The 23992-nt window shown below is 69.9% G+C and carries 19 protein-coding genes; 11 read left to right on the top strand and 8 right to left on the bottom strand.

Annotated elements, in window-relative coordinates:
- Positions 1-120 precede the first annotated feature (120 nt).
- Entirely contained in the window at positions 121-1059 is a 939-nt protein-coding gene (locus ACFV2X_RS20025; RefSeq protein ID WP_385618030.1) for a LysR family transcriptional regulator, read from the top strand.
- Between the two features lie 8 nt (positions 1060-1067).
- Here the strand turns inward: ACFV2X_RS20025 and ACFV2X_RS20020 are convergent, their stop codons facing one another.
- The 3 genes from ACFV2X_RS20020 to ACFV2X_RS20010 are packed head-to-tail and all read right to left on the bottom strand — an operon-like array spanning position 1068 to position 4173.
- A complete protein-coding gene (locus ACFV2X_RS20020) occupies positions 1068-2258 on the bottom strand; it encodes an MFS transporter (RefSeq protein WP_385618027.1) in 1191 nt (396 codons plus the stop codon).
- Positions 2255-3112, bottom strand: a complete 858-nt coding sequence (locus tag ACFV2X_RS20015; RefSeq protein ID WP_385618024.1) for a carbohydrate kinase family protein — start codon at positions 3110-3112, stop codon at positions 2255-2257. Before ACFV2X_RS20015 ends, ACFV2X_RS20020 begins: the two co-directional genes overlap by 4 nt.
- The gene (locus ACFV2X_RS20010; RefSeq protein ID WP_385618022.1) at positions 3109-4173 is read right to left on the bottom strand and encodes a hypothetical protein; all 1065 of its coding nucleotides are present in this window, start codon (positions 4171-4173) and stop codon (positions 3109-3111) included. Before ACFV2X_RS20010 ends, ACFV2X_RS20015 begins: the two co-directional genes overlap by 4 nt.
- Before the next feature lie 353 nt (positions 4174-4526).
- Between ACFV2X_RS20010 and ACFV2X_RS20005 the strand changes: the two genes are divergently transcribed.
- Complete coding sequence (locus ACFV2X_RS20005; RefSeq protein WP_385618020.1) at positions 4527-5291, top strand: helical backbone metal receptor; 765 nt, start codon at positions 4527-4529, stop codon at positions 5289-5291.
- 116 nt (positions 5292-5407) lie between these two features.
- Positions 5408-8638 (top strand): fused isobutyryl-CoA mutase/GTPase IcmF, encoded by a 3231-nt coding sequence (gene icmF, locus ACFV2X_RS20000; RefSeq protein ID WP_385618017.1) that lies wholly within the window; start codon positions 5408-5410, stop codon positions 8636-8638.
- Between the two features lie 19 nt (positions 8639-8657).
- Here icmF and ACFV2X_RS19995 read toward each other — a convergent pair whose 3' ends face one another.
- Together ACFV2X_RS19995 and ACFV2X_RS19990 are read right to left on the bottom strand one after the other, a co-directional pair.
- Complete coding sequence (locus ACFV2X_RS19995; RefSeq protein WP_385618015.1) at positions 8658-9425, bottom strand: FadR/GntR family transcriptional regulator; 768 nt, start codon at positions 9423-9425, stop codon at positions 8658-8660.
- Positions 9422-10900: an amidase gene (locus ACFV2X_RS19990; RefSeq protein ID WP_385618013.1), complete on the bottom strand. Its 1479-nt coding sequence runs from the start codon at positions 10898-10900 to the stop codon at positions 9422-9424. Before ACFV2X_RS19990 ends, ACFV2X_RS19995 begins: the two co-directional genes overlap by 4 nt.
- Before the next feature lie 150 nt (positions 10901-11050).
- Here ACFV2X_RS19990 and ACFV2X_RS19985 point away from each other — a divergent pair, with 150 nt between their 5' ends.
- Genes ACFV2X_RS19985 through ACFV2X_RS19950 form a run of 8 tightly spaced genes read left to right on the top strand, consistent with a single transcriptional unit; the run spans position 11051 to position 19813 of the window.
- Entirely contained in the window at positions 11051-12124 is a 1074-nt protein-coding gene (locus ACFV2X_RS19985) for an isocitrate/isopropylmalate dehydrogenase family protein (protein WP_385618010.1), read from the top strand.
- A 5-nt stretch (positions 12125-12129) separates the two neighbouring features.
- A complete protein-coding gene (locus ACFV2X_RS19980) occupies positions 12130-13662 on the top strand; it encodes an ABC transporter substrate-binding protein (protein ID WP_385618008.1) in 1533 nt (510 codons plus the stop codon).
- A 31-nt stretch (positions 13663-13693) separates the two neighbouring features.
- Complete coding sequence (locus ACFV2X_RS19975; RefSeq protein ID WP_385618005.1) at positions 13694-14647, top strand: ABC transporter permease; 954 nt, start codon at positions 13694-13696, stop codon at positions 14645-14647.
- The gene (locus ACFV2X_RS19970; protein WP_385618002.1) at positions 14644-15537 is read left to right on the top strand and encodes an ABC transporter permease; all 894 of its coding nucleotides are present in this window, start codon (positions 14644-14646) and stop codon (positions 15535-15537) included. Before ACFV2X_RS19975 ends, ACFV2X_RS19970 begins: the two co-directional genes overlap by 4 nt.
- Positions 15534-16643 carry an ABC transporter ATP-binding protein gene (locus ACFV2X_RS19965; protein WP_385617999.1) on the top strand — a complete coding sequence of 370 codons (1110 nt, stop codon included), beginning with the start codon at positions 15534-15536 and terminating at the stop codon, positions 16641-16643. The genes ACFV2X_RS19970 and ACFV2X_RS19965 overlap by 4 nt, the downstream gene beginning before the upstream one ends.
- Positions 16636-17469, top strand: coding sequence for an ATP-binding cassette domain-containing protein (locus ACFV2X_RS19960; protein ID WP_385617997.1), 834 nt, complete (start codon positions 16636-16638; stop codon positions 17467-17469). The genes ACFV2X_RS19965 and ACFV2X_RS19960 overlap by 8 nt, the downstream gene beginning before the upstream one ends.
- 2 nt (positions 17470-17471) lie before the next feature.
- Positions 17472-19010: an aldehyde dehydrogenase family protein gene (locus ACFV2X_RS19955; RefSeq protein WP_385617995.1), complete on the top strand. Its 1539-nt coding sequence runs from the start codon at positions 17472-17474 to the stop codon at positions 19008-19010.
- A gap of 5 nt (positions 19011-19015) precedes the next feature.
- Positions 19016-19813 (top strand): SDR family NAD(P)-dependent oxidoreductase, encoded by a 798-nt coding sequence (locus tag ACFV2X_RS19950; protein WP_385617992.1) that lies wholly within the window; start codon positions 19016-19018, stop codon positions 19811-19813.
- A 72-nt stretch (positions 19814-19885) separates the two neighbouring features.
- Here the strand turns inward: ACFV2X_RS19950 and ACFV2X_RS19945 are convergent, their stop codons facing one another.
- From ACFV2X_RS19945 to ACFV2X_RS19935, 3 genes are all read right to left on the bottom strand, one after another.
- Positions 19886-22153 carry an arylsulfatase gene (locus tag ACFV2X_RS19945; protein ID WP_385617989.1) on the bottom strand — a complete coding sequence of 756 codons (2268 nt, stop codon included), beginning with the start codon at positions 22151-22153 and terminating at the stop codon, positions 19886-19888.
- A gap of 133 nt (positions 22154-22286) precedes the next feature.
- Positions 22287-23267, bottom strand: a complete 981-nt coding sequence (locus ACFV2X_RS19940; protein ID WP_385617986.1) for a formylglycine-generating enzyme family protein — start codon at positions 23265-23267, stop codon at positions 22287-22289.
- Positions 23268-23336: 69 nt separating this feature from the next.
- Entirely contained in the window at positions 23337-23798 is a 462-nt protein-coding gene (locus ACFV2X_RS19935) for an Lrp/AsnC family transcriptional regulator (RefSeq protein WP_089507827.1), read from the bottom strand.
- Positions 23799-23992: the final 194 nt, after the last annotated feature.

The following is a 23992-nucleotide window of genomic DNA, read 5'->3' as shown; positions in this document are numbered from 1 at the left end:
TGCTCGGTGCCCCCGTCGATCCCTCCCCGCCACGTCAGACGTGTTCGGGGCGGAGCTGCCGGAAGAAGCTCGAGGAACAGACCATGGTGCTCATGGCGCACCAGGCGTTAAGTTCGGGCGATGCTGACCCCGACGCAGCTCATGGCCCTTCGCGAGGTCGTGGCCACCGGCTCCCTCCGGACGGCTGCCAGAAAACTGGGATTCACGCCATCGGCCGTTTCCCAGCAGATCTCGTCCATCGAGCGCGCGGTGGGCGTCAAGCTCTTCGAGCGCACTCCGCGCAGCGTGCGGCCCACACCGGCGGGCATCCAACTGGCGCGCCGCGCCACCCGGTTGCTGGCGGATCTGGCGGCGGCGGAGGACGAGATGCGCTCGTTCGCCTCGGCTCAGCGCGGCCGGCTTCACCTCGGCAGCTTCTGGTCGGCCGGTTTCAAACTCGTCCCCGCGCTGCTCGCCGCCTTCCTACGGGACCGCCCCGACGTGGACATCCGCTACCAGGAAGGCGACCCACCGGTCACGGTGCCCGCCGTCCTCGACGGACGGCTGGACCTCGCCGTCGTCTTCGAATACGGAACGGTGCCGCACAGCAGCTGGCAGAGCGACCTGGACCTGACGCCGCTCCTGGAAGAGCCGCTGTATCTGCTGCTGCCCACCGGCCACCGGCTGGCGCACCGCAAGCGCGTGCAGATCAGCGAGCTGGCCGATGAGCGCTGGATCTGCTTCCTGGAGGACACGGATGCTGCCCGCTCCCTGTTCCGGATCTGCGCGGCCTCCGGTTTCCACCCCGATGTGCTCTTCCGCACCAACGACTACAACCTGCCGTTCGAGCTCGTCCGCAAGGGCCTGGGCATCGCGATCATCCCGGAGTTGGCCATGATCGAGTCCTCGGATGTCCATGTGATCCGCCTCGCCGACCCCTCCCATGTGCGAAGAGTCTCCGCGGTCCGCCGCGCCGCGGACCCGAACCCGCTGCTTGACCAGGCCATCGCCATGCTGCGCACGGCGGCGGACGGTGTCGAGCAGCGGTGGCTTCAGTCCGAGTTTCCGGTGGCCCTCTGAGACGTACCTCATCGCTGCGCAACGGGTCGAGGAGCGGGGCGGCGGCGCAGGAGGAGGGCGGCCAGGGCGACACCGGCCAGGACCACCGCCCCCGCCGCGGCGTAGGCGCTGTGGACGCCGAGCCCTCCGGCGAGGGGAGGCAGAGCCCCCTTCGCGCCGCCCAGCGAGACGCGGTTGGCCGTGGTCAGCAGGGTCTTCATCCGGCCGCGCAGCTGCTCGGCCGCCAGCAGTGACACGAAGGTCACGGCCAGCACCCCGACCATGTTCGTCGCCGCACCCTCCAGCACCTTGGCGGCGAAGGCCACCGGCGGCGAGGTGGTCGCGGCGGCCGTCAGCAGGCAGCCGCCCAGCAGCAGCACCGCTCCTGTGGCCACGGCGGGGATCCGCTCGGGCCGGCCCAGGCGGCCTGAGGCGATGAGGGCCGCGGCGGCGGTCTCCCCGACGAGGGCCGCGGCCCCGTACGGTCCGGCCCACACTTCCGCCGACAGGCCCAGGCGTTCGTCGACATAGGCGACGTACAGGGTGTCCTTGGCCCCCCAGGCGATGCCCGCGACGGTGTACAGCGCGGCCGTGTAGAGGGCCGGCGGGCGCCCGTGCAGATAGCGCAGGCCCTCGCGGAACTGGCGGGCCACGCCGGCTCCGGTGCGCGTGGCGGTGGCCGGGGCCGGCAGGCGCAAGGCATGGAAGGCGACGGCGGTGACGGCGAAGGTGACCGCGTCGGCCACGAAGACGGCCGGCCCCAGCGTCCCGGCGAGGAAGGGGCCGGCGGCGACCCCGGCGGCGGTGGCCAGCCGGCCGGTGAGCGACATCGTCCCACTGGCCTTGGCCACGGGCACACCGGCGCGGGCGGCGGCGGCCGGCAGGAGGCGGGTCAGGGACCCGGAGAGGGCGACCTCCCACGGCGTGCGGAGGGCCAGGACCAGGGCGTACCACCAGGCTCCGTAGTGGAGCATCAGGGCGGTGAGGACCGCCAGCACCGTCGAGGAGACGACCAGGCCACGGCGGGCGTCATGACGGTCCACCAGGACGCCGATCCAGGGCGCGCACGCGACGGTGGCCACCAGCGGGATCCCCTGCACCAGGCCGAGGGCGGGGACACCGGAGCGGACCGTCACCAGGTAGGCCACGGCTGCCGCGTTGATCCCCGAACCGGCCAGCGACACCGCCTGGGCCGCCACCAGTACGCGCAGCCCCGTCATCGCCGCCGCTCGCCGGGGGAGAGGTGGCGGGCCGCGTGGGCGGTGGCGGCGCGGACGGCTTTCCGGGCGGGCAGGCGCAGGCCGTGGAGTGCGTGGGCGAGGGCGGCGGTGAAGGCGTCGCCCGCCCCGGTGGTGTCGGGAACCGGCCCGATGTCCACGGCCGGGGTGTGCCGGCAGTCGGCGTCGTCGGGCGTGAGGGCCAGGCTGCCGTCGCTGCCGAGGGTGAGGACGAGCAGCGAGGCGCGGGAGCGGGAGCGCAGCGCACGAAGGAAGCCGGGCAAGTGCTGGTCCGACAGGCGCTCGTGGCTCATGACGAGGGTGTCGGCGGCGAGGAAGTCCTGATCGTAGGGGTGGTCGGGGCCGCGTACGTCCTGCAGGTCCACCACCACCGGCACGCCGAGCCCTTGGGCGGTGGACAGCAGCGGGCGGGAGAAGTCGAGGTTGCCCAGGACGCATACGTCCGCACCGGCGGCAGTGGCGCGGAACGCGGCAGGGTCGAAGGAGACGGCCAGGGCCCCGCCGAGGTCGGTGTTGACCTGGCGACGGCCCGCGGCGTCCACGAGGACGACGGACCGGGGGGTGCGCTCCAGGGACCGGGTGCACAGGCTGGTGCCGATGCCCAGGCGGTGAGCGGCGGCCAGCACCGCCTGCCCGGGGGCGTCGTTGGCCAACGGTGCGATCAGCTCGACGGTGGCGCCCAACCGCGTGAGGCCCGCGGCGACGTTGAAGCCCACCCCGCCGACGGTGTCCTCGATCCCGCCGGGCAGATGACGCGCGGGGCTGTAAGGGTGGGGGAAGTCCGCCACGGGCAGCCGGGTCTGCAGGTTGGCGATGCCGACGACGACGGCCCTCATCCGCTCGCCTCCAGTTGCCTTTCCTTGGTCTTCTCCTCCTCCCACGGGCCCGGTACGGCCAGGTCGAGCAGCTCGTACAGCGCGCCGCGGGTGCGGGGCGCGGCCTGACCGGGGTGGCTGACGAACCGGGGCGCGAGGTCGGCGAGCCCCGGCGGCGCCCCCGTCTCAAGGGCGAGTTCGAGGGCCTGCGGCAGCGAGGGCGCGGCCAGTTCGGGCGTCATGGCGCGCAGCGCGTCCACGGGGGAACCGGGGGTGACGGCACCCGGTTCGGCGGGGACGGCGACCATCGGCCTGGGCCGCAGGGCGAAGCGCAGGGCGAGCGAGCCGAAGTCGTACACCGCGAGGTCGGCGGCGGCGTACGCGCCCATCCAGGACTGCCACGGCGGGACGAGGCAGACCGTCTCCGGGGCGGCGGCGAGAGCGCGGGCGAGGTGGGGACGGGGGCGTCCGCGCGAGTCCCAGTTGTGGGGGTGTGGTTTGAGGACGACTCGGACGTGTCCGGGCAGCCGACGGGCGCTCTTCAGCAGGGTGGGGCCGTGCCACGCGAGCATTCCGGCATCGCCCCAGGTGGCCGAGAGCAGCACGAGAAGGTCCTCGGGGCCGACGCCCAGCAGGGCCCGGGCGGTGGCGCGGCGCGCGAGGACGGCGAGGAATTCGTCGGTCTCCAGATCACCGACGACCCGTATGCGTCCGGCGAGCCGGGGGGTGATGTCCTCGGCCCGCTCCCGCCCCTCTTCGCTCGCTTCGAACATGGCGGTGTAGATCGGCTCTCCCGAGCGCAGGACGAAGTCCGGGCCGTAGGTGAAGTCCTGGCCCAGCGCCTGTTTGCCCGCGCCCACCCCGTGCGGGACGAACACCCGGGCCCCGGCCCGGGTGAACAGGTGGGCTCCGCCGTGGTTGCCGAAAACCGCCAGGTCCCAGGGCTCGGCGGTCGCGGCATCGAACGGCACCAGGGGCAGGCCCCAGCGGCCCACCTCCGCCTCGCAGCCCTGCCCGAAGTGGTCCGGGGCCAGCGTCGCGGCGAAGGACAGGCGTTCGTCGTCCGCCAGCAGTCGGTGCACCCGGCGCAGTGTTCGCAGAGAGACCCGGTTGTGGACGACGTAGAGGACGGCACGTGCCCTCCCCGCGGCGCGGACGGAAGAGGGCCTGATTCCGGGGGATAAACCCACGTGTATTCCTCTCGGCGACAAGATGACCGGATGAGAAAGCAGAGGTTACAACAGTCAATCCATTGGGGTTCAACTCCGTTTCCTTTTTGGGGACATTCGGTAGCAGAAAACCGGGGGATGCGTTTTTTTGGAAAAGCCTGTAAATCGTGCTGATTTTGCCTCGGTTTTCCTCCGGAGACGGAACTCCACGGGTGCCCATTAAGTTGGAAGGCCAGGGAGGACGAGAGAAAGCGAGGGGAGCGGCCATGTCACCGCTGTACGACGACATGGGCACCGCTGTGCACCTGGCCCGTCCGCCGCGCCGGGTGGTGTCGCTGGTGCCGTCGCTCACGGAGGCGGTCGCCGCCGGCCATCGCGAGGTGCTGGTCGGGGCGACCCAGTGGTGCACCCATCCCGGTGATCTGGACGTGGTACGGGTGCGGGGCACCAAGAACCCCGACCGGGGGGCGATCGCCCGGCTGCGGCCGGATCTGGTGATCGCGAACAAGGAGGAGAACCGCGAACTCGACGTCACCCGGCTGCGCGCCGCCGGAGTGCCGGTGTGGGTGACCGTCATCGAGACCGTCCCACAGGCCCTGGACTCGCTCGGGCGGCTGTTCGCCGAGGCGCTTCAAGTCCCGGTCCCCGACTGGCTCGACGCGGCGCGGGAGCTCTGGTCGGGCCCCCTTCCCGAGGTCGCGGTCACCGCGGCGGTCCCGATCTGGCGGGACCCCTGGATGGTGGTCGGGAGGGCCACCTTCACCGGCGACCTGCTGCGCCGGGCCGGTATCGCCAATGCGTTTGCCCAGCATGCGGACCGCTATCCGCATATGGCGCTGGATGAGGTCGACCGACCGGGCGTGGGTGTCGTCCTGCTGCCCGACGAGCCGTATGTGTTCACCGAGAGCGACGGCCCCGAGGCCTTCCACCGCACACCGACCCGCCTGGTCAGCGGCCGGCTGATCACCTGGTACGGCCCGTCGCTGCTGCCGGCGTACGAGATGCTGAGGCGGCTTGTCGCCGCGCTGTGAGCCGGGAGCGTTCGCCCGCTGTGCTTCTCTTCACACCGATCTCACCTTCAGTAATTTACTAGGACGTCCTAGTATCTTGTTGGTCAGCGTCCCCTCAGCTGTCTGGGAAGGCCCTCATGAGCGATCTGCACCGTCCCGTGCACCCTGTCCGCCTGGTTACGGCTTCGGCGCTGTTCGACGGGCACGATGCGTCGATCAACATCATGCGGCGGATCTTCCAGTCCCAGGGCGCCGAGGTGATCCATCTCGGGCACAACCGCTCCGTGCGCGAGGTCGTGGACGCGGCGCTGGAGGAGGACGCACACGGCGTCGCGGTCTCCTCCTACCAGGGCGGACACGTCGAGTACTTCGAGTACCTGGCCACATCGCTGCGCGAGCGGGGAGCGGACCACGTTCGCGTGGTGGGCGGCGGAGGCGGTGTCATCGTGCCCGAGGAGATCGCCCGACTGCGCGCATGCGGGGTGACGATCTTCTCTCCCGAGGACGGCCAGCGGCTGGGCCTCGCCGGGATGGTCAACTCGGTGGTGCGGGACTGCGATTTCGACCTCTGGGACGGCAAGCCGGCCGACGCCGCCGCCGTACTCGCCGGCGACCGGTTCGCGATCGCCCGCGCCATCACCGGCGCCGAGCTCGGCAAGCTGCCCCCGGAGCTGCTGGAACAGCTGCGGGCCGCCGCGGCGGCGCGGGTCACCCCGGTGCTCGGCATCACCGGCACCGGCGGCTCGGGAAAGTCGTCACTGACCGACGAACTGGTGCGACGGTTCCGAGTCGACCAGCACGACAAGTTGGGCATCGCGGTGATCGCGGTCGACCCGACCCGCCGCCGTGGCGGCGGTGCGCTGCTCGGTGACCGGATCCGGATGAACTCCCTGGACGGGCACCGGGTCTTCTTCCGGAGCCTGGCCACGCGCGGCAGCCGCGAGCTGCCCGAGCATCTGTCCGACGTCATCGACGTGGTCAAGGCAGCCGGGTTCGATCTGGTGGTCGTGGAGACCCCGGGCATCGGCCAGGGGGACGCGGCGATCGTGCCGTTCGTCGACACCTCGCTGTATGTGATGACGCCGGAGTTCGGCGCCGCCTCGCAGCTGGAGAAGATCGACATGCTCGACTTCGCCGATGTGGTGGCCATCAACAAGTTCGAACGCCGCGGCGCCAAGGACGCACTGCGTGATGTGGGCCGCCAACTGGTCCGTAACCGCGAGGCGTTCGGTATGCGGCCCGAGGAGATGCCGGTGTACGGCACCTCGGCGGCCACATTCAACGACGACGGTGTCACTGCGCTCTACCAGTACCTGAGGACCGCCCTGGCCGAGCGGGGCCTGCCGCTGTCCGAAGGCACGCTGCCGCCGGTCGACGTACGCCACTCCTCGGGCATCCGGCAGGTGGTGCCCACGGACCGGGTGCGCTATCTCGCCGAGATCACCGAGACGGTCCGCCGGTATCACGAGGAGACCGAGCGGCTGGCCGTGGCGGCTCGCAGGGTGCAGCGCCTGGACGCGGTCAGGGACGAGCTCGCCCTGGCCGGCTCCGACGCGGGGAGCGTGCAGTCGCTGCTGGCGGACGCCCGTAAGCAACTTCCGCACGACGTCACGGAGCAGATCGGCAACTGGCCGGCCGTCGTGGCCGCCTACTCCGGTGACGAGCAGGTCGTGAAGGTCCGCGACCGGGAGATCCGCACCAAGCTGACCCGCGAGTCCCTGTCCGGCAACAAGGTTCCCCGCGTCGCCCTGCCCCGGTTCACCGACCACGGGGAGCTGGTGCGGTTCTGGCGCCGGGAGAACCTGCCTGGCTACTTCCCCTTCACCGCCGGGGTGTTCCCGTTCAAGCGCGACGGGGAGGACCCGGCGCGGATGTTCGCCGGCGAGGGCGATCCGTTCCGTACCAACCGGCGCTTCAAGCTGCTCTCCGAGGGCCAGCCGGCCACCCGGCTGTCCACCGCCTTCGACTCGGTCACCCTCTACGGCCGTGACCCCGGCGAACGCCCCGACATCTACGGCAAGGTCGGCACCTCCGGGGTGTCGGTGGCCACGCTGGAGGACATGAAGGCCCTCTACGACGGCTTCGACCTGGTGGCGCCGACGACCTCGGTCTCCATGACGATCAACGGACCCGCGCCGACCATCCTGGCGTTCTTCCTGAACACCGCCATCGACCAGCAGACGGAAAGATTCCGCACCGCAGAGGGGCGCGACCCTTCACCCGAGGAAGCCGCTCGCTTGCGTGCACACGCGCTGGCGAGCGTGCGCGGCACGGTGCAGGCCGACATCCTCAAGGAGGACCAGGGCCAGAACACCTGCCTGTTCTCCACCGAGTTCTCCCTGCGGATGATGGCCGACATCCAGGAGTGGTTCATCGCGCACAAGGTCCGCAACTTCTACTCGGTGTCCATCTCCGGCTACCACATCGCCGAAGCCGGGGCGAACCCCATCAGCCAGCTGGCCTTCACCCTGGCCAACGGCTTCACCTATGTCGAGGCATACCTGGCGCGCGGTATGGACATCGACGACTTCGCCCCGAACCTGTCCTTCTTCTTCTCCAATGGCATGGACCCCGAATACTCCGTGCTCGGCCGGGTCGCCCGCCGCATCTGGGCGGTGGCGATGAAGGAGAAGTACGGGGCGAATGAGCGCAGCCAGAAGCTGAAGTACCACGTCCAGACCTCAGGCCGCTCCCTGCACGCCCAGGAGATGGACTTCAACGACATCCGCACCACCCTGCAGGCGCTCATCGCCATCTACGACAACTGCAACAGCCTGCACACCAACGCCTATGACGAGGCGGTGACCACCCCCACCGAGGACTCGGTCCGCCGGGCCCTGGCCATCCAGCTGATCATCAACCGGGAATGGGGCCTGGCGATGAACGAGAACCCGCTGCAGGGCTCGTTCATCATCGATGAACTCACCGACCTGGTCGAGGCCGCCGTGCTCGCCGAGTTCGAGCGGATCAGCGAGCGCGGCGGTGTGCTCGGCGCCATGGAGACCGGCTATCAGCGCGGCCGGATCCAGGACGAGTCGATGCTGTACGAGCAGCGCAAACACGACGGCACCCTGCCGATCATCGGAGTCAACACGTTCCGCAACCCGCATGCGGACACGGCCGAGTCCGGCACCATCGAGCTGGCGCGCGCCACCGAGAAGGAGAAGGAGTCCCAGCTGGAGCGCGTGGGCGACTTCCAGACCCGCCACCGCGACCAGGCCCATGCCGCCCTGGTGGCCCTCAAGGACGCGGCGGTGAGCGGCCGCAACGTCTTCGCCGTCCTCATGGACGCCGCCCGGGTCTGCTCGCTCCAGCAGATCACCGAGGCGTTCTTCGAGGTCGGCGGCCAGTACCGGCGCAACGTCTGACCACGGTCACGGTGGAGGTTCAGGCGTCCTCGTCGTCCACGAGGGCGAGCAGCGGCCCCTGCTCGCTCTCGGGGACGTAGCCGGCGTAGTAGTCGAGGAGTTTGCGTCGCGAGATGCGCGCCGCCGCCGCGCCGTCCCGTGCCCGGATCGCCTCCAGCACCTCTTGGTGGTGCTGGAGCGATTCGCGCATGAGCGCCTTGCGGTTGTCCGCATGGGCGACCTTGTCCGAGATCAGCGAGAGGACGGCGCCCCTGACCACCTGGTTGCAGACCTCGATGAGGGAGTTGCGGCTGGCCACGGCCACCGCCTCGTGGAACGCGACGTCCGCCTTGCTGAACTCGTCGTACCCCTTCTCGATCGCGTCCGACATGACGGCGATCGTCCGCTCCATGGCGGACAGCTCCTCCTCGGACCGCAGCCGGGCCGCCAGCATGCTCGCCGAGCCGTCGAGGATCATGCGGAACGAGATCAACTCGGCCATCGACACATTGTCGAACTGAACGAGCCGGGTCATCTCCTTGGTCAGGCCCGCCGAGGAGAACGGCAGGATCTCCGGGCCGTTCGGGTCGCCCGGGCGCGAGCGGATCAGGCCGTTGCTCTCCAGTACGCGCAGGGCCTCGCGTACGGTGGGCCGGCTCGCCCCGAACTGCGTCACCAGTTCTCGTTCGCTCGGCAGGCGCTGACCGGGCTTGAGGTCGCCGCGAGTGATTGCCTGCTCGATCTGCTCGACGATGCGCTGGTAGAGCCGTACCGGCGCGACCTGCTGGAACTGTGCCCCGTCACTCACGGCGTCTCCCCTTCGAGCGTTGTCGTCTTCTCCCCAGTGGTTCCCCCGGTGGTCTCCCCCGTGGTCGCCCCGGGGGCGCTGTCCGGCCAGTGTGGGACCGCCTCGGCAGGCCGGTTCCGTTCGTACCACGCCGCCGCCCGAAGGACACCGAGATCGTCGAATCGGCGGCCCGCGAGCTGCACCCCGATGGGCCGACCGTCCGCCGTCACACCGCAGTTGACGGTCGCCGCGGGCTGGCCCGACATGTTGTACGGCGCGGTGAAGCCGATGTGGGCCATGGTCTTCGCGTCTTCCAGGTATGGCATCGGCTGCTCGGCGGGGAAGGCCGCCACCGGAGCCACCGGCGAAAGCACCAGATCGTACGGGAGCGTCGCCGCCACGGTCCGCTCTTGGATTCGCATGATCTGCTGGTAGCACTGGAGCACCCGGGTGCCCGGCACATCCGCGCCTCCCTGGACCCAGCGGATGATGCTGGGGTGGACGCGCAGCTTGGCGTCCGCCGGCAGTGCGCGGAAGTCGTTCCAGGACCGCACCCGCCAGAACAGATCCAGATCGTCCAGGAGGTCCTGGCTCATGAACGGTTCCACCGGCTCCACGACGGCTCCCGCCGCCTCGAAGAGCGCGGCGGCGCGGTTCACCGCGTCACGGATCTCGGCGTCGCAGGGCGCCCCGCAGCCGGCGTCCAGATGCACCCCCACCCGCAGTCCGCGCACCTCGCCGGCCGGCGCCGACCAGTCGATGTCCTGCGGCGGCAGGCTCGACCAGTCCCGGGGATCCGGCCGGCTCAGGACACTCATGAACAGGGCCGCGTCCGCCACGGTGCGCGCCATGGGGCCGGCGGCGCGCCCCAGGTACGGGGCGTCCAGCGGGATCCGACCATAGCTGGGCTTGAGCGTGGCGAGCCCGAGCCAGGTGCCCGGCAGCCGGATCGACCCCCCGATGTCGGTGCCGACGTGGAGCGGACCGTAGCCCCCGGCGGCCGCGGCCCCCGCGCCGGAGCTGGAACCGCCCGTGGTCCAGGCGGGGTTCCAGGGGCTGCGGGTGATGCCGTGCCGGCTGGAGACTCCCGAGGAGAGCATGCCCCAGTCCGGCATCACGGTGGACCCGAGGACCACCCCACCGGATTCGACGACCCGCGCGGTGATGGGCGCGTCCGTCTCGGGGACGACCGGCTCGGTCCCCGCGTTGCCCGAGGGCATGGGGACGCCCCTGCGGGCGACGTTCTCCTTCAGCGTCACGGGCACGCCGTCGATGGGTCCGAGCGGTTCACCCGCCGCCCAGCGCGCCTCGCTGGCCAGGGCCGCTTTGCGGGACTCGTCCGGATCCCGCACCCAGAACGCGTTGAGCACACTCTCGCGCGCCTCGATCACCGCCTGGACGGCGTCGTGGACCTGCACGGGCGACAGCGTGCGGTCGGCGAATCCGGCCACCATCTCGACGGCCGGCATGGTGGCCAGGCCCTGTTCGGTGAGCACTTGCACTCTCCCTATCCCCCAGCTGTCGCTGGGCGGTGCCCCCTCGCGATACCCGTCGCATACGAACCCTTGACAAGTACAGCCTCAGTCGTCACGGTACCTGGCAAGTGAGCTTACTGGTCAGGCCAGTGAGAGGGGAAGGTGGCGTTGATGACGAGGGAGACCAAGGTCGTGCGGCTCGCCGTCATACCGGGTGACGGAATCGGCCCCGAGGTCGTCGCGGCAACGGTGCCGGTGCTCCGGGCCGCGCTGGAGGCCGACGGCCACCGGCTCGACGTGACCTCGTTCGACTGGGGAGGCGAGCGGTTCCTCCGGCAGGGCGCGGCGATGCCGGCCGATGCGGCCGACCTCGTCAAGCAGACGGACGCCGTGTTGTTCGGCGCCGTCGGACGCCCCGATGTGCCCGATCACGAACTGGTCTGGGGCCTGATCATCGGCCTGCGGCAGCAGCTCGACCTCGCCGTGAACATCCGCCCGGTGCGCGCGTTCCCCGGCGTCCCCACCAAGGTGCGCGACACCGATGGCGTGGACCTGGTCATCGTCCGAGAGAACACCGAGGGCGAGTACGTCGGCGCCGGCGGGGTGGCGCACGCCGGCAGCGGACACGATCTCGGCATCGAGATCGCGGTGCACTCCCGTCGCGTCATCGAGCGGGCGGCGCACCATGCCTTCGCCCTGGCCGGCCGGCGGTCGGGGCGGCTGTGCCTGGTGACCAAGTCCAACGCGATGCGCTACGGCTATCCGCTGTGGGACCGGGTGGTGCGCGAGGTCGGCGAGCAGTACCCGGCGGTCCGGCTGGAAACCGTGTTGGTCGACGCCATGGCCGCCCGTATGATCCAGGCTCCGCGCTCCCTCGACGTCCTGCTCACCAGCAACCTGTTCGGCGACATCCTGTCCGACCTGGCCGCGGTGCTCGCCGGCGGTATGGGCATGGCGCCCAGCGCCAACGTCCTTCCGGGCGCCGAGGTGCCGGGTGTCTACGAACCCGTCCACGGCTCCGCACCCGACATCGCCGGGAAGGGCGTGGCGAATCCGGTGGCATGCATGCTCTCCGGGGCGCTGCTGCTCGACGATCTCGGACACACCGGCGCGGCCGGCCGCATCCGTGACGCGGTGGCGGGCACCTTGCGAGATGCCCGGCACCACACGGCCGACCTCGGCGGAAACGCCACCACAGCGGATGTGTCATCCGCTGTCCTGCACACCATGGAAAGCCAGGGGTAGCACCTATGAGAGACAACAAGCAGCTGACGCGGCACACCGGGGTGATCGCGGCCACGCTCGCATCCCTACTGCTGGCTGCCTGCTCGGCCGGGTCCACGACGGACGGAGGTGGCGGCGGCAAGTCCGGGAAGACCGACGACGCCCTGAAGATCGGCCTCAACGCCGAGCCGGCCAACCTCGACATCACCAAGACCGCGGGCGCCGCCATTCCCCAGGCGCTGCTCTACAACGTCTACGAGAACCTGGTGAAGGTGGACCAGTCGGGGAAGATCCAGCCCCAACTGGCCAAGTCGTGGAGCCTGTCCAAGGACCGTAAGACGTACACGTTCCAGCTGGTGAAGGACGCCAAGTTCAGCAGTGGCGCACCGTTCACCGCCGAGGACGCGAAGTTCTCCATCGAACGCGTCAAGTCCGACTGGACGATCGCGCAGAAGGCCCAGATGGACGTCGTCGACACGGTGCAGGCGGTGTCACCGACCGAACTCAAGGTCACCCTGAAGGAGCCGAGCAACGACTGGCTGTACCGGATGACCACCCGCGTCGGCGTGATGTTCAGCCGGACCGGTGTGAGCAAGCTGGCCACCGCGCCGGTGGGCACCGGCCCGTACGAGGTCAAGAAGTGGACCCGCGGCGACTCGATCACACTGGCCCGCCGTGATGGCTACTGGGGGAGTGAACCGCATTTCGCGTCGGTCACCCTCAAGTACTTCAAGGACCCGACGGCCATGAACAACGCGCTGCTCACGGGCACCATCAACGTGATCGGCACGATGCAGACCCCGGATTCCCTGGACCGGTTCGCGAACAACTCGACGTACAAGGTCATCGAGGGCACGACCAACGGCGAGGTGCTCCTCTCCCTCAACAACGGCTCGGGCCCGCTGAAGAATCTGAAGGCCCGCCAGGCCGTCCGCTACGCCATCGACCACAAGGCCCTGCTGGACACCTGCTGGGCAGGGCGCGGCAAGCTCATCGGCAGCATGGTCCCGCCGACCGACCCGTGGTACCAGGACCTCTCGAACCAGTATCCGTACGACCGCGACAAGGCGAAGAAGCTCCTCAAGGAGTCCGGTGTAGCCGGCAGTACGCTGCGGCTGCGGATTCCGACGCTGCCCTACGCCACGGCGTGCGGCACCGTGGTCAAGAGCCAGCTCGAACAGGCCGGGTTCAAGGTCACCCTCGATCAGCTGGAGTTCCCCGCCGCCTGGCTGAGCACCGTGTTCAAGAACGGCGACTACGACATGTCCATCATCAGCCACCTGGAACCCCGCGATATGCAGACGGTGTTCGGGGACAAGAGCTACTACACCCACTACGACAACCCCGAATTCCGCGCGTTGCTGAAGAAGGCGGACCGGGGCACCCAGAAGGAGCAGATCACCGCCATGCGGGAGGCCGCCCGGCTGCTGTCCAAGGACGCCGCGGCCGACTGGCTGTTCCTGCTGCCGAACCTGATGGTGGCGGACAAGGACATCACCGGCCTGCCCGTGGACAACGTCTCCGAGTCGCTGGATCTCACCGGCCTGGGCCGGTCGTGAAAGGCCCGGTCGTGAAGGGCGGACTCGACCGATGATCGTCCGTCTGGTGCAGCGGATCGGGATCCTCCTGGCCAGCCTCGTCGTGAGCTCCGTATTGGTGTTCGCGTTCATGGCGGTGCTGCCAGGGGACCCGGCCCGCGTCGCCCTCGGTGTCAGCGCGTCGGACTCGGCGGTGGCGCAACTGCGCGAGCAGTTCGGGCTCGACCGGCCGCTCGTGGTCCAGTACTTCAGCTGGGTCAAGGGACTGGTGACCTTCGACCCGGGCAACTCCTATATCTCACAGACGGCGATCGGCCCGCAGATCGCCGACCGCCTCCAGGTCACCATGTGGCTCGTCGGCGCCGGGATGGCGCTCGCCTGCATCCTGGCCATTCCCATGGGCACGCTCATGGCGGTGCGGCACCGCAAGCCGTCCGGGCTCATTCTCTCGGCCCTGTCCCAGGTCGGCGTGGCCGTCCCGGCCTTCCTCGCGGGCATCCTCCTGGTCACCGTGTTCGCGGTGGGACTCGGGTGGCTGCCGGCGAACGGCTGGACACCCCCGGCGCAGGATCCGGTCATGTTCCTCAAGCAGCTGGTGCTGCCCGCGCTGTCCCTCGGACTGGTGCAGGGGGCCATGCTCACCCGCTATGTCCGCAGCGCCGTGCTCGATGTCCTCCGGGAGGACTATCTGCGCACCGCCCGTGCCAAAGGACTCCGCCCGACGCGGGCGCTGCTGCGGCACGGCCTGCGGAACGCGGCGGTACCCGTGGTCACCGTCCTGGCGTTGCATCTCGCCACGCTGCTGGTGGGCGCCGTCGTCATTGAGCGGGTCTTCGTCATCCCCGGGCTCGGGAGCCTGCTGCTGGACAGCGTCTCCAACCGGGACCTCATCATGGTGCAGGACGTGGTCATGATCATCGCAATGGCGGTGCTGCTGGTGAACTTCCTGGTGGACATCGTCTATCTGGTGATCGACCCGCGGCTCAGGGGGGCGGGTGCGTCATGAGCGCTCCGGACACCAAGTCCGCTCCGGACATCAAGGCCGCCGCGTCCGCTGTGCCCGACGTCCGCCGTCGGCGCCGCCCGGTGACGGGCAGCCTGCTGGTGGGCGGTCTCATCGTCGCGGTCGTGTTCGGCATGGCGCTGCTGTCCTTCGTATGGACGCCGCACGACCCGACCCTGGTGAACGCCTCGGCCCGGCTGGAGAAGCCGTCGCTGGAGTACTGGTTCGGCACGGACAAATTCGGCCGTGATGTGTTCAGCCAGATCCTGGTGGGCTCGCGCACCACGCTGTTCGTCGGCTTCGTGGCGGTGGGGGTCGCCGCCCTGGCCGGAGTGCCCCTCGGCATCGCCGCCGGAATGGCGCCCCGCTGGCTCGGCGAGCTGCTGATGCGCGCCAACGACCTGCTGCTCGCCTTCCCGGCGCTCCTGCTGGCCATCATGTTCGCCGCCGTGTACGGCGCCAGCACGTTGGTCGCGATGGTCGCCATCGGCATCGCGTCCATCCCCAATTTCGCCCGGCTGATCCGCGGCGGCACGCTGCAGGTCATGAAGACCGAGTACGTCACCGCCGCGCGTGCGGCGGGCCGCGGCCCGTTCGCGATCGCCGTGCGGCATGTTCTGCCCAACGTCAGCAGTCTTGTCATCGTGCAGGCGTCGGTCGGCTTCGCCATCGCCGTACTCGCCGAAGCCGCGCTGTCCTTCCTGGGCTTCGGAACCCCGCCCCCCACCCCGTCCTGGGGCCGGATGCTGCAGGAGAGCCAGGAGATGCTGTCGTCCGCCCCCCGGCTCGCCGTGTTCCCGGGCATCGCGATCGCGGTGGCGGTGCTCGGATTCAACCTGCTCGGTGACGGCCTGCGCGACCGTTTCGACCCCAAGCTGGAGGACCGCCGATGACCGCGGCACCTGATACGGCACCGGTCCCCGGGCCGGGTTCCCCGGATGACGTCCTGGCCGTGCGGAACCTCGACGTAACGGTGGGCGGCCGCAAGCTCGTCGAAGATGTCGACTTCACCATCCGGGCCGGCGAGCGGGTCGGCCTGATCGGCGAGTCGGGGTCGGGCAAGTCGCTGACCGCGCTGAGCGTCATGGGCCTGCTCCCCGAAGGGCTCCGGGCCACGGGTTCGGTGCGGCTCGCCGGAGTCGACCACGACCTGGTCGGTGCCGACGAGGCGCGGATGTCCCGGGTGCGGGGCAAGGAGATCGCCATGGTCTTCCAGGAGCCCATGACCGCTCTGAACCCCACGATGAGGATCGGGCGGCAGATCGCCGAGGTGCTGCTGATCCACCGGACCAGGCCCGACCGGGCCTCCGCGCGAGCCGCCGCCGTGGAACTGCTCGCGCAGGTGGGGCTCCCCGACCCCGCGGCCGCCGCGCAGGCCTACCCGCACCAGTTCTCCGGAGGCCAGCGGCAGCGGGTGGTGCTGGCGATCGCCCTCGCGAACGACCCCGCGCTCCTGGTCTGCGACGAACCCACCACCGCGCTCGACGTCACGGTGCAGGCGCGAGTGCTCGACCTGATCGTGCGAGGTGTCCAGGACCGCAGGTCGGCCATGCTGTTCATCACCCACGACCTGGCCGTGGTGGCCACCGCCTGCGAGCGGGTCATGGTCATGTACGGCGGGCGGCTGGTCGAGTCCGGACCGGTCCAGGAGGTGTTCACCCGCCCTCGGCACCGCTACACCCGGGGCCTGATCGGCGCATCGGACCTGACCGTGGTCGACGACCGCGGCCGGCTGGCCACGATCCCCGGATCGGTGCCGCCGGCGGGCCAGTTCCCCGCCGGATGTGTCTTCAGAAACAGATGCGCCCACGCGACCGAGGCGTGCGCCACCAGGCCGGAATGGGTCCCGACCGGGCCGGACTCCGGCTACGCCTGCTTCCACCCGGCATCCGAGAGCCCGGTGTCCAAGAGCCCGGCGGCCGTGTCCACGAGTCCGGCGGACGAAAGTGGCGCACACGTGAAGGGCACACCGATGAACCAGGAGGCCGGCCGTGGCTGAGCAGCCGACCGCCATCAGCGTCCGCGACATCACACGCGTCTACCACCGTCCTCGTACCTCGCTGCGCCACCCCAGCCCGCCGGTGCACGCCCTGCGCGGCGTCAGCTTCACCGTCCCCCAGGGGCAACGGTTCGGCATCGTGGGGGAGTCGGGGTGCGGCAAGTCGACCCTGCTGCGGATTCTGGCCGGGCTCGACCGCCCCACCAGCGGCAGCGTCGCGATCGACGGCCGGGACATCACCGGGCTCAGGGAAAGACAGCTCGGGTTCGTCCGCGAACGGCTGCAACTCGTGTTCCAGGACCCGATGAGTTCGCTGGACCCGCGGATGCGTGTCGGTGACATCGTGGCCGAGCCGCTGGTCGCACAGGGGCACCCGAACCGCCGGGAGCGGGTGGCCGAGTTGCTCGAGGCCGTCGGCCTGCGGGCCGACGCGGCGGACCGGTATCCGCACCAGTTCTCCGGCGGCCAGCGGCAGCGCATCTCCATCGCGCGCGCCCTCGCCCCCCGCCCGAAGATCATCGTGGCCGACGAGCCGGTGAGCGCCCTGGATGTGTCCGTGCGGGCCCAAGTGCTCAACCTCATCGCCGACCTCGTCGAGGAGCTGTCCCTCACGCTGGTCTTCGTCTCCCACGACCTGTCCGTGGTCCGCCATGTGTGCGACCGGGTCGCGGTCATGAACGGCGGACAGATCGTGGAGACCGGGCCCACGGAGCAGGTGTACGAGGAGCCGCAACATTCCTACACACGCAGGCTGATCGCCGCCGTACCGACTCTGGGCAAGGCACTGTCCGGAGTGTCGGCGGCCGACCTCAACCGGGAGTACTGACCGTGACTACCCACGTCGAAACCGCCGGTGGCGAAAGCGCCCAGGTGTTGGAGTTCCATCAGTTCCCGACGGGGTTGCCCATCGGCGACCACTGGGTGGCGGCACCCGCCGCCGAGGATGTCCGCTTCCCCTACGACGGGACGCTCGTCGCGCGGGCCCCGGTCGGGGACACCGACCTCGCGCGCCGCGCGGTGGACGCGGCCGTCGCGGTCCGCGAACAGGTGGGCCGGCTCCCCTCGCACACCCGCAGGGCGGCGCTGCTCGCCACGCACGAGGCGATCACCTCCAGGCGCGCGGACTTCGAACGGCTCCTGGTCCTGGAGACCGGCAAACCGCTGGTCGACTGCCGTGTCGAGGTGGACCGCACCCTGCTGACCCTGCTGACGGCGGCCGAGGAAGTGGCCCGGCTGCACGGGGAGACGGTGCCGCTGGACCTGCTGCCGACGGGGGAGGGGCTGCTCGGCTTCTGGATCCGCAAGCCGATCGGCGTGGTGGTGGGCATCGCGGGCTTCAACTACCCGCTGCTGCTCGCCGCGCACAAGGTCGCGCCGTCGCTGGCCGCCGGCTGCCCGGTCGTCGTCAAGCCCGCCCCGCAGACGCCGCTGGCCACCCTGTGGCTGGTGCACCTCCTCCGCGAGGCCCTGCGCGCCGCCGGCGCGCCGCAGGCCGCGGTGCAACTGGTGACCGGGGGCCCCGAGGTGGGCATCGCGCTGACCAGCGACCGCCGGATCGGGGCGGTGTCCTTCACCGGCTCCGCCGCTGTGGGCCACCAGATCGCCCGGGACGCGGCCCCCACCAAGGTGCTGCTCGAACTCGGCTCCAACGCCGCCTTGGTGGTCGCCGCCGACGCCGACCTCGACGCCGCCGCCGACGCGGTGGTGCGCGGCGGGTACTACGCGTCGGGCCAGGCGTGCATCAGCGTGCAGCGGGTCATCGTGGTGGACGCGGTGCGCGAGGAGTTCCTGGCCCGCCTGGCGGAGCGGGTGGCCCAGGTGGTCGTGGGCGATCCCCGCGATCCGGCGACGAGGGTGTCGGCACTCATCGACCAGCGGTCGACCGAGCGGGTCCGCGTATGGCTGGACGAGGCGGTGGCGGCGGGGGCGTCGCTGGTGGCCGGGGGCAAGGTCACCGACGGGGTGATCGAGCCCACCGTGCTGCTCGACGTGGACCGCGCCCTGCCCGTCTGGGGCGAGGAAGTCTTCGGCCCCGTGGTCGCGGTACGGTCCGTCCCCGATCTGGAGACGGCCTTCGACCTGGTCAACGACTCGCGCTACGGACTGCACGCGAGCGTCTACACCAGCGCCCTCGACACCGCGTTCGCCGCTCTCGACCGCCTGGAGGTGGGCGGGGTGGTGGTCAACGAGGTGCCCGGTTTCCGTTCCGACGTCATGCCGTACGGCGGCGTGAAGGACTCCGGGGCCGGACGGGAGGGCCCGAGGTTCGCCATCGAAGAGCTCACCGTCACCCGTATGGCAGTGATCCGCCCGACGACAGCTCCGACGACAGCTTCCACGACAACTCCGACGACAAAGAAGCCGTGAGGACCATGCAAGCTAAGGACCGCACCGATGCGGTGGACGCCTACTCCCGCCTGTTCAGGCTCGACGGCCGCAAGGCCGTCGTGGTGGGCGCGGGCAGCGGGATCGGCCGCGAGAGCGCCCTGGCGCTGGCCGCGCACGGCGCCTCGGTGGTGTGCGCCGACCGTGACCTGACGGCGGCCACGGCGTCGGCGTCGATGGGGCCGGGCCTTGTCCCGTACGCACTCGATGTACTCGACGGCGAGGCGGTGGCGCGCGCCGCCGAGGAGCTCGGCCCCGTCGACGTGCTCGTGTTCACGGCCGCGACGAACGTGCGCAAGCGCCTGCTCGATTACACGGCGGAGGAATTCGAGCGGGTCGTGGCGCTCAATCTGCGCGCGTCCTTCGACCTGGTGCGCGCGTTCGGCCGTGGCATGGCCGAACGCGGCACGGGAAGCATCATCGGCTTCAGCTCGATCCGCGCGGTGGCCGTCGAGCCGGGGCAGGGGGTGTACGCGGCCACGAAGGCGGGCCTGGTCCAGCTGGTACGGACCGCGGCGGCCGAACTGGGCCCGTCGGGCGTGCGGGTGAACACCATCGCGCCGGGCATCGTGGACACACCGCTGACCACGCAGATCAGGGCCGTGCCGGAGTGGTCGGAGGCGTACGCGACCAAGAGCGCCCTGGGCCGCTGGTCCCGGCCCGACGAGCTGGCCGGCGCCGTGGTCTATCTGGCGTCGGACGCGTCGTCCTTCGTCACGGGGAGCCAGCTCTTCGTGGACGGTGGCTGGACGGCGATCGACGGGCGCTTCACACCGCCCACCTGACCGGATGACCAACTGGGAGCGACGCGGGCCCCGAAGGGCTCCGCGTCGCTCCCAGTCGTGTGGCGGCGGGAGTCAGTCGATCCGCTCGAAGGGCTCCGTGTCCTCCTCGTCCGGCGCGACCGTGAACACCACCTTCTCGAACCCTCCGGTGAACGCGAATTCGCCGTCGTAGTTGGGTGAGGAGGGCGACAGGGTGTCCCGGCCGATGTCGAGGCCCTGCCAGCCCAGGAAGTGCGGGAGCACCCGCGGAATGGGCTCGGAGCCGACCGGCCTTCCCGACACATACAGATGTCCGGTGCCCCGCATATCACCGGTCTTGACGAATTCGAAGGTCAGCTCCGCCGGGCCGAGCGGGAGTTCTTCCGTGGAGGTCACCGTGTACCGGGTGCCGAGGAAGTTGTACTCGTAGATCAGCCGGTTGTCCTTGACGTACAGGACGTATCCGCTGCTGATATTGCCCAGGGACACCAGGACACCCTCGTCCGACGCGGCGGCCCGGTCGACGAACGCGGTGATGCGGTGCCCGCGGTTCATCACCGGTGGGACCGCGGCGATGGGCAGATGGGCCATACCGGGGTAGTAGGTGAAGGTGGTGCGCATCCGCGGGGAGCCGGGGCGCGGAATCTTCGCCCGGTAGGCGAACCCTTGGTCGTCCAGGGGCAGCACATCGTACTTTCCCGCCTCCACCCAGAAGCGGGAAATCATCTTCTGCAGCTGCTCGGGCCGCTTCTGCGCCAGGTCGTCGCACTCCGAGAAGTCGGTGTCGTGGTGGTAGAGCTCCCACTGGTCCGTGTCGAACGACGTACCGCGCTGGTGGAAGGAGACGGCCTTCCAGCCGTCGTGCCAGATCGCACGGTGTCCGAACATCTCGAAGTACTGGGCTTCTTTGCGTGTCGGCGCGGTCGGCGAGCCGAAGGTGTAGGCCATGCTCACACCGTGGACCGGCAGCTGCGGAATGCCGTTGTGGACCGAGGGGGACTGCACACCCAGCAGTTCGAAAAGGGTCGGGACGATGTCCGTGACATGGTGGAACTGCTGCCTGATCTCACCGGTGCGCGGCAGTCCCCGCGGCCACCGCACAATGAGCGGGCAGCGGACACCGCCTTCGTGGGTGTTCTGCTTGTAGCGCTTGAACGGTGTGTTTCCCGCCTGCGCCCAGCCCCAGGGGTAGTTGGCATGGGCGCGCGTGGTGCCGATGTCATCGATCCGCGCGACCATCTCCGCCAGGTCCTCGGCGATGCCGTTCTGGAACGCGGTGGGGTTGAGCGAACCCTTCTGCCCGCCTTCCTGACTGGCCCCGTTGTCCGAGAGCAGGATGGTGATGGTGTTCTCCAGCCGGCCTATCCGCTCCAGGAACTCCATCACCCGGCCGATCTGGTGGTCGGTGTGGTCGAGCATCGCCGCGTAGGCCTCCTGGAGGCGTACGGACAGCTTCTTCTCGTCGTCCGACAGCTCGTCGAAGGGAACGACCCCTGGGTTGCGCGGCGCCAGTTCGGTGCCGGGCGGCAGGATGCCCCGTTCGATCTGGCGGGCGTGGCGGGTGGCGCGCTCGGCGTCCCAGCCGTGGTCGAACCGGCCCCGGTACTTCTCCAGGTACTCCTGGGGAGCCTGGTGCGGTGCGTGTGCCGCGCCGAACGCCAGATACATGAAGAAGGGCTTGTCCGGGGTGACCGACGTCTGGTCCGTAATGAACTGGATCGCCCGGTCGGCCAGGTCCTCGCTGAGGTGATAGCCCTCTTCCGGGCTCTTCGGCGGGTCCACGGCGTGGTTGTCGTAGAACAGCTCCGGATAGAAGCTGTCCGTCTCGGCTTCCAGAAATCCGTAGTAGCGCTCGAACCCGCGGGACAGCGGCCACTGGGTGTACGGCCCGGAGGCGGTGGTCTGCTCCATCGGCGCCAGATGCCACTTGCCCACGGCCATGGTGTTGAAGCCGCTGTCGCGCAGCACCTCGGGCAGGGTCGCGGCGGCCTTGGTGATCCGTCCGCGGCCGCTGGGGAAGCCGGTGTCGAAGTTGGACAGCATGCGCATGCCGACAGAGTGGTGGTTGCGGCCGGTCAGCAGGGAGGCACGGGTGGGCGAACACAGTGTGGTGGTGTGGAAGTTCGCGTAGCGAAGGCCGTCGGTGGCGAGGGCGTCCATGGCCGGGGTGTCGATGTCCGAGCCGAAACAGCCCAGGTCGGAGAAGCCGACATCGTCGAGCACGATGACCACGACATTCGGCGTGTCCTCGGGGAGCGTCTGCGGCTCCGGCCACCAGGGAGTCGACTCCTCGTAGGTGGTGCCGATCTTGCCTTGGAATGTGCCGCTCTCGGACGGCGGATGCGGGGAGGCGATGGTCATCCAGGACGCTCCTTTGACCAAGGGAGGATCAGGTTAACTGGTCTTACCAGTAGTCTGGGCAGTAAGTTTCGCCCGCTCCTGTTGTGGTGTCAACCATCGCCACCCCAGCCGGCCCGCTGCGGCGGTGGTTCGCCTACCAGCCCGTCCGGGGCAGGTCAGCCGCGCAACGGAACCCCATGTGGCCGGTGCTGCTGTCCGGTGTGTTGGAGGTGCGCGCGGCGACGCGGTAGCGGTTGCAGTACGACGCATGGCACAGATACGAGCCGCCGCGGATCACCTTCGCCTCCCCGGCGGGAGGCCCGGCCGGGTCCTGACGGGTCTCCGCGCGGTCGGCCGTATGCCAGGTGGTGCTCCACCAGTCGGAGCACCATTCCCACACATTGCCCGAGGTGTTGTACAGGCCGAAGTTGTTGGGCCGGTAGGTCTTGACCGGCGCGGTGCCCAGATACCCGTCCTCACCCGTGTTGACCTGCGGAAATCGTCCCTGCCAGATATTGCAGCGGTGCTGCCCGCGGGGCAGCAGTTCGTCCCCCCAGGGGAAGCGGGAGCGCTCCAGACCGCCACGCGCCGCCCGCTCCCACTCCGCCTCCGTGGGCAGGCGCTTGCCCGCCCAGGCCGCATACGCGGACGCGTCGCGCCAGGAGACATGGACGACGGGGTGGTTGGACAACTCGGTCCATGACGACCCCGGCCCGTACGGGGCCTGCCAGCACGCCCCCTCCACCGCGAGCCACCAGGGCGCCTGCGCCACCTTGTCGCGCACCAGGTGCCGGGCCCCGGGGTGGACGAGCGCGTAGAACACGTAGGACCAGCCATAGCGCTCGGCATCGGTCCGATAGCCGCTGCCGCGCACAAACGCCGCGAACTGCCTGTTGGTGACAGCCGTGGCGTCGATGAGGAACGGCGACAGCCGCACCGCCCGGACCGGGCCCTCACCGTCCTCGGGAAACGCGTCGGCGTCATCGCCCCCCATCGAAAACGTCCCCCCAGGGATGCGCAGCATGGCGCGCAGCCCCTGCGCCCGGTCCCGCTCCGGGGCCTGGAGCCGAACGGCGGAGGGCTCGGGGATCTCCCGGTCGCCCCCTGAGGCGGGGGCGCAACACGCACCTGACATCGCTCCTCCGACCGTGGCTGCTGTTCCTGGCCCGACTGATCACATATACACCGCCGAGTCCGGGCGGTCTCAGGGCACGGGTGCTCCACGCTGCCAGGAGGCGATGACGATCAGTGTCTTCGTCTGCAGCACGCCGACCCCCTTACGACGCAGACGATTGACCACTTTCTGCAGGTCATCGACGTTGTCGACATGCAACCTGACCAGGGCGTCCACATCGCCGGTGAGCGTCAGCACCTCGTCGACCTCGGGCAGGGTCGACGCGAACTCCACGATGTCATGGATGTCCGTGTCGCCCGTGAAACGCAGCTCGGTGACCGCCTGAAGGCCCTGACCGAGCCTGGCCTGATCCGTGGTGATCGTGTAGCCGGTGATGACCCCCGACTCCTCGAGGCGTGTGATGCGCCGGCGGACCGGCGCCGGAGAGAGCTTCACCAGACGTGCGATATCGCGCACGGTGCGCCGCCCGTCGGCTCGCAGCAACTCCAGGATCTGCAGATCGACCGAGTCGAGATGTACGGGTGCCGACATGCCCCAAGTGTAAGCAGCACTTACCGCAACGCTCACTTTCGCCCCGGACGGACTGCTCGAGAGGAGCGTGCTTCGCATCGCTGTGCGCACTTTCGTTGTGGACGCCATCGCGCCCTTGCCACGGTGTCCCTCATGTCAGCCGCGACACAATCAGCAACCCGCGCTGCCCCCTCCGAAGCCGTGAAACCAGGCCC

Origin of the sequence: Streptomyces sp. NPDC059679 (assembly GCF_042734105.1) — a bacterium.
Classification (GTDB): Bacteria; Actinomycetota; Actinomycetes; order Streptomycetales; family Streptomycetaceae; genus Streptomyces.
The sequence above is the reverse complement of the archived record's forward strand: the minus strand, read 5'-3'. Positions and strand labels throughout refer to the sequence as shown.

Coding starts and splice junctions, on each gene's coding strand:
- ACFV2X_RS20025 (WP_385618030.1), top strand. CDS start 121: ATGCTGACCCCGACGCAGCTCATGGCCCTTCGCGAGGTCGTGGCCACC.
- ACFV2X_RS20020 (WP_385618027.1), bottom strand. CDS start 2,258: ATGACGGGGCTGCGCGTACTGGTGGCGGCCCAGGCGGTGTCGCTGGCC.
- ACFV2X_RS20015 (WP_385618024.1), bottom strand. CDS start 3,112: ATGAGGGCCGTCGTCGTCGGCATCGCCAACCTGCAGACCCGGCTGCCC.
- ACFV2X_RS20005 (WP_385618020.1), top strand. CDS start 4,527: ATGTCACCGCTGTACGACGACATGGGCACCGCTGTGCACCTGGCCCGT.
- icmF (WP_385618017.1), top strand. CDS start 5,408: ATGAGCGATCTGCACCGTCCCGTGCACCCTGTCCGCCTGGTTACGGCT.
- ACFV2X_RS19985 (WP_385618010.1), top strand. CDS start 11,051: ATGACGAGGGAGACCAAGGTCGTGCGGCTCGCCGTCATACCGGGTGAC.
- ACFV2X_RS19980 (WP_385618008.1), top strand. CDS start 12,130: ATGAGAGACAACAAGCAGCTGACGCGGCACACCGGGGTGATCGCGGCC.
- ACFV2X_RS19975 (WP_385618005.1), top strand. CDS start 13,694: ATGATCGTCCGTCTGGTGCAGCGGATCGGGATCCTCCTGGCCAGCCTC.
- ACFV2X_RS19970 (WP_385618002.1), top strand. CDS start 14,644: ATGAGCGCTCCGGACACCAAGTCCGCTCCGGACATCAAGGCCGCCGCG.
- ACFV2X_RS19965 (WP_385617999.1), top strand. CDS start 15,534: ATGACCGCGGCACCTGATACGGCACCGGTCCCCGGGCCGGGTTCCCCG.
- ACFV2X_RS19950 (WP_385617992.1), top strand. CDS start 19,016: ATGCAAGCTAAGGACCGCACCGATGCGGTGGACGCCTACTCCCGCCTG.
- ACFV2X_RS19945 (WP_385617989.1), bottom strand. CDS start 22,153: ATGACCATCGCCTCCCCGCATCCGCCGTCCGAGAGCGGCACATTCCAA.
- ACFV2X_RS19940 (WP_385617986.1), bottom strand. CDS start 23,267: ATGTCAGGTGCGTGTTGCGCCCCCGCCTCAGGGGGCGACCGGGAGATC.
- ACFV2X_RS19935 (WP_089507827.1), bottom strand. CDS start 23,798: ATGTCGGCACCCGTACATCTCGACTCGGTCGATCTGCAGATCCTGGAG.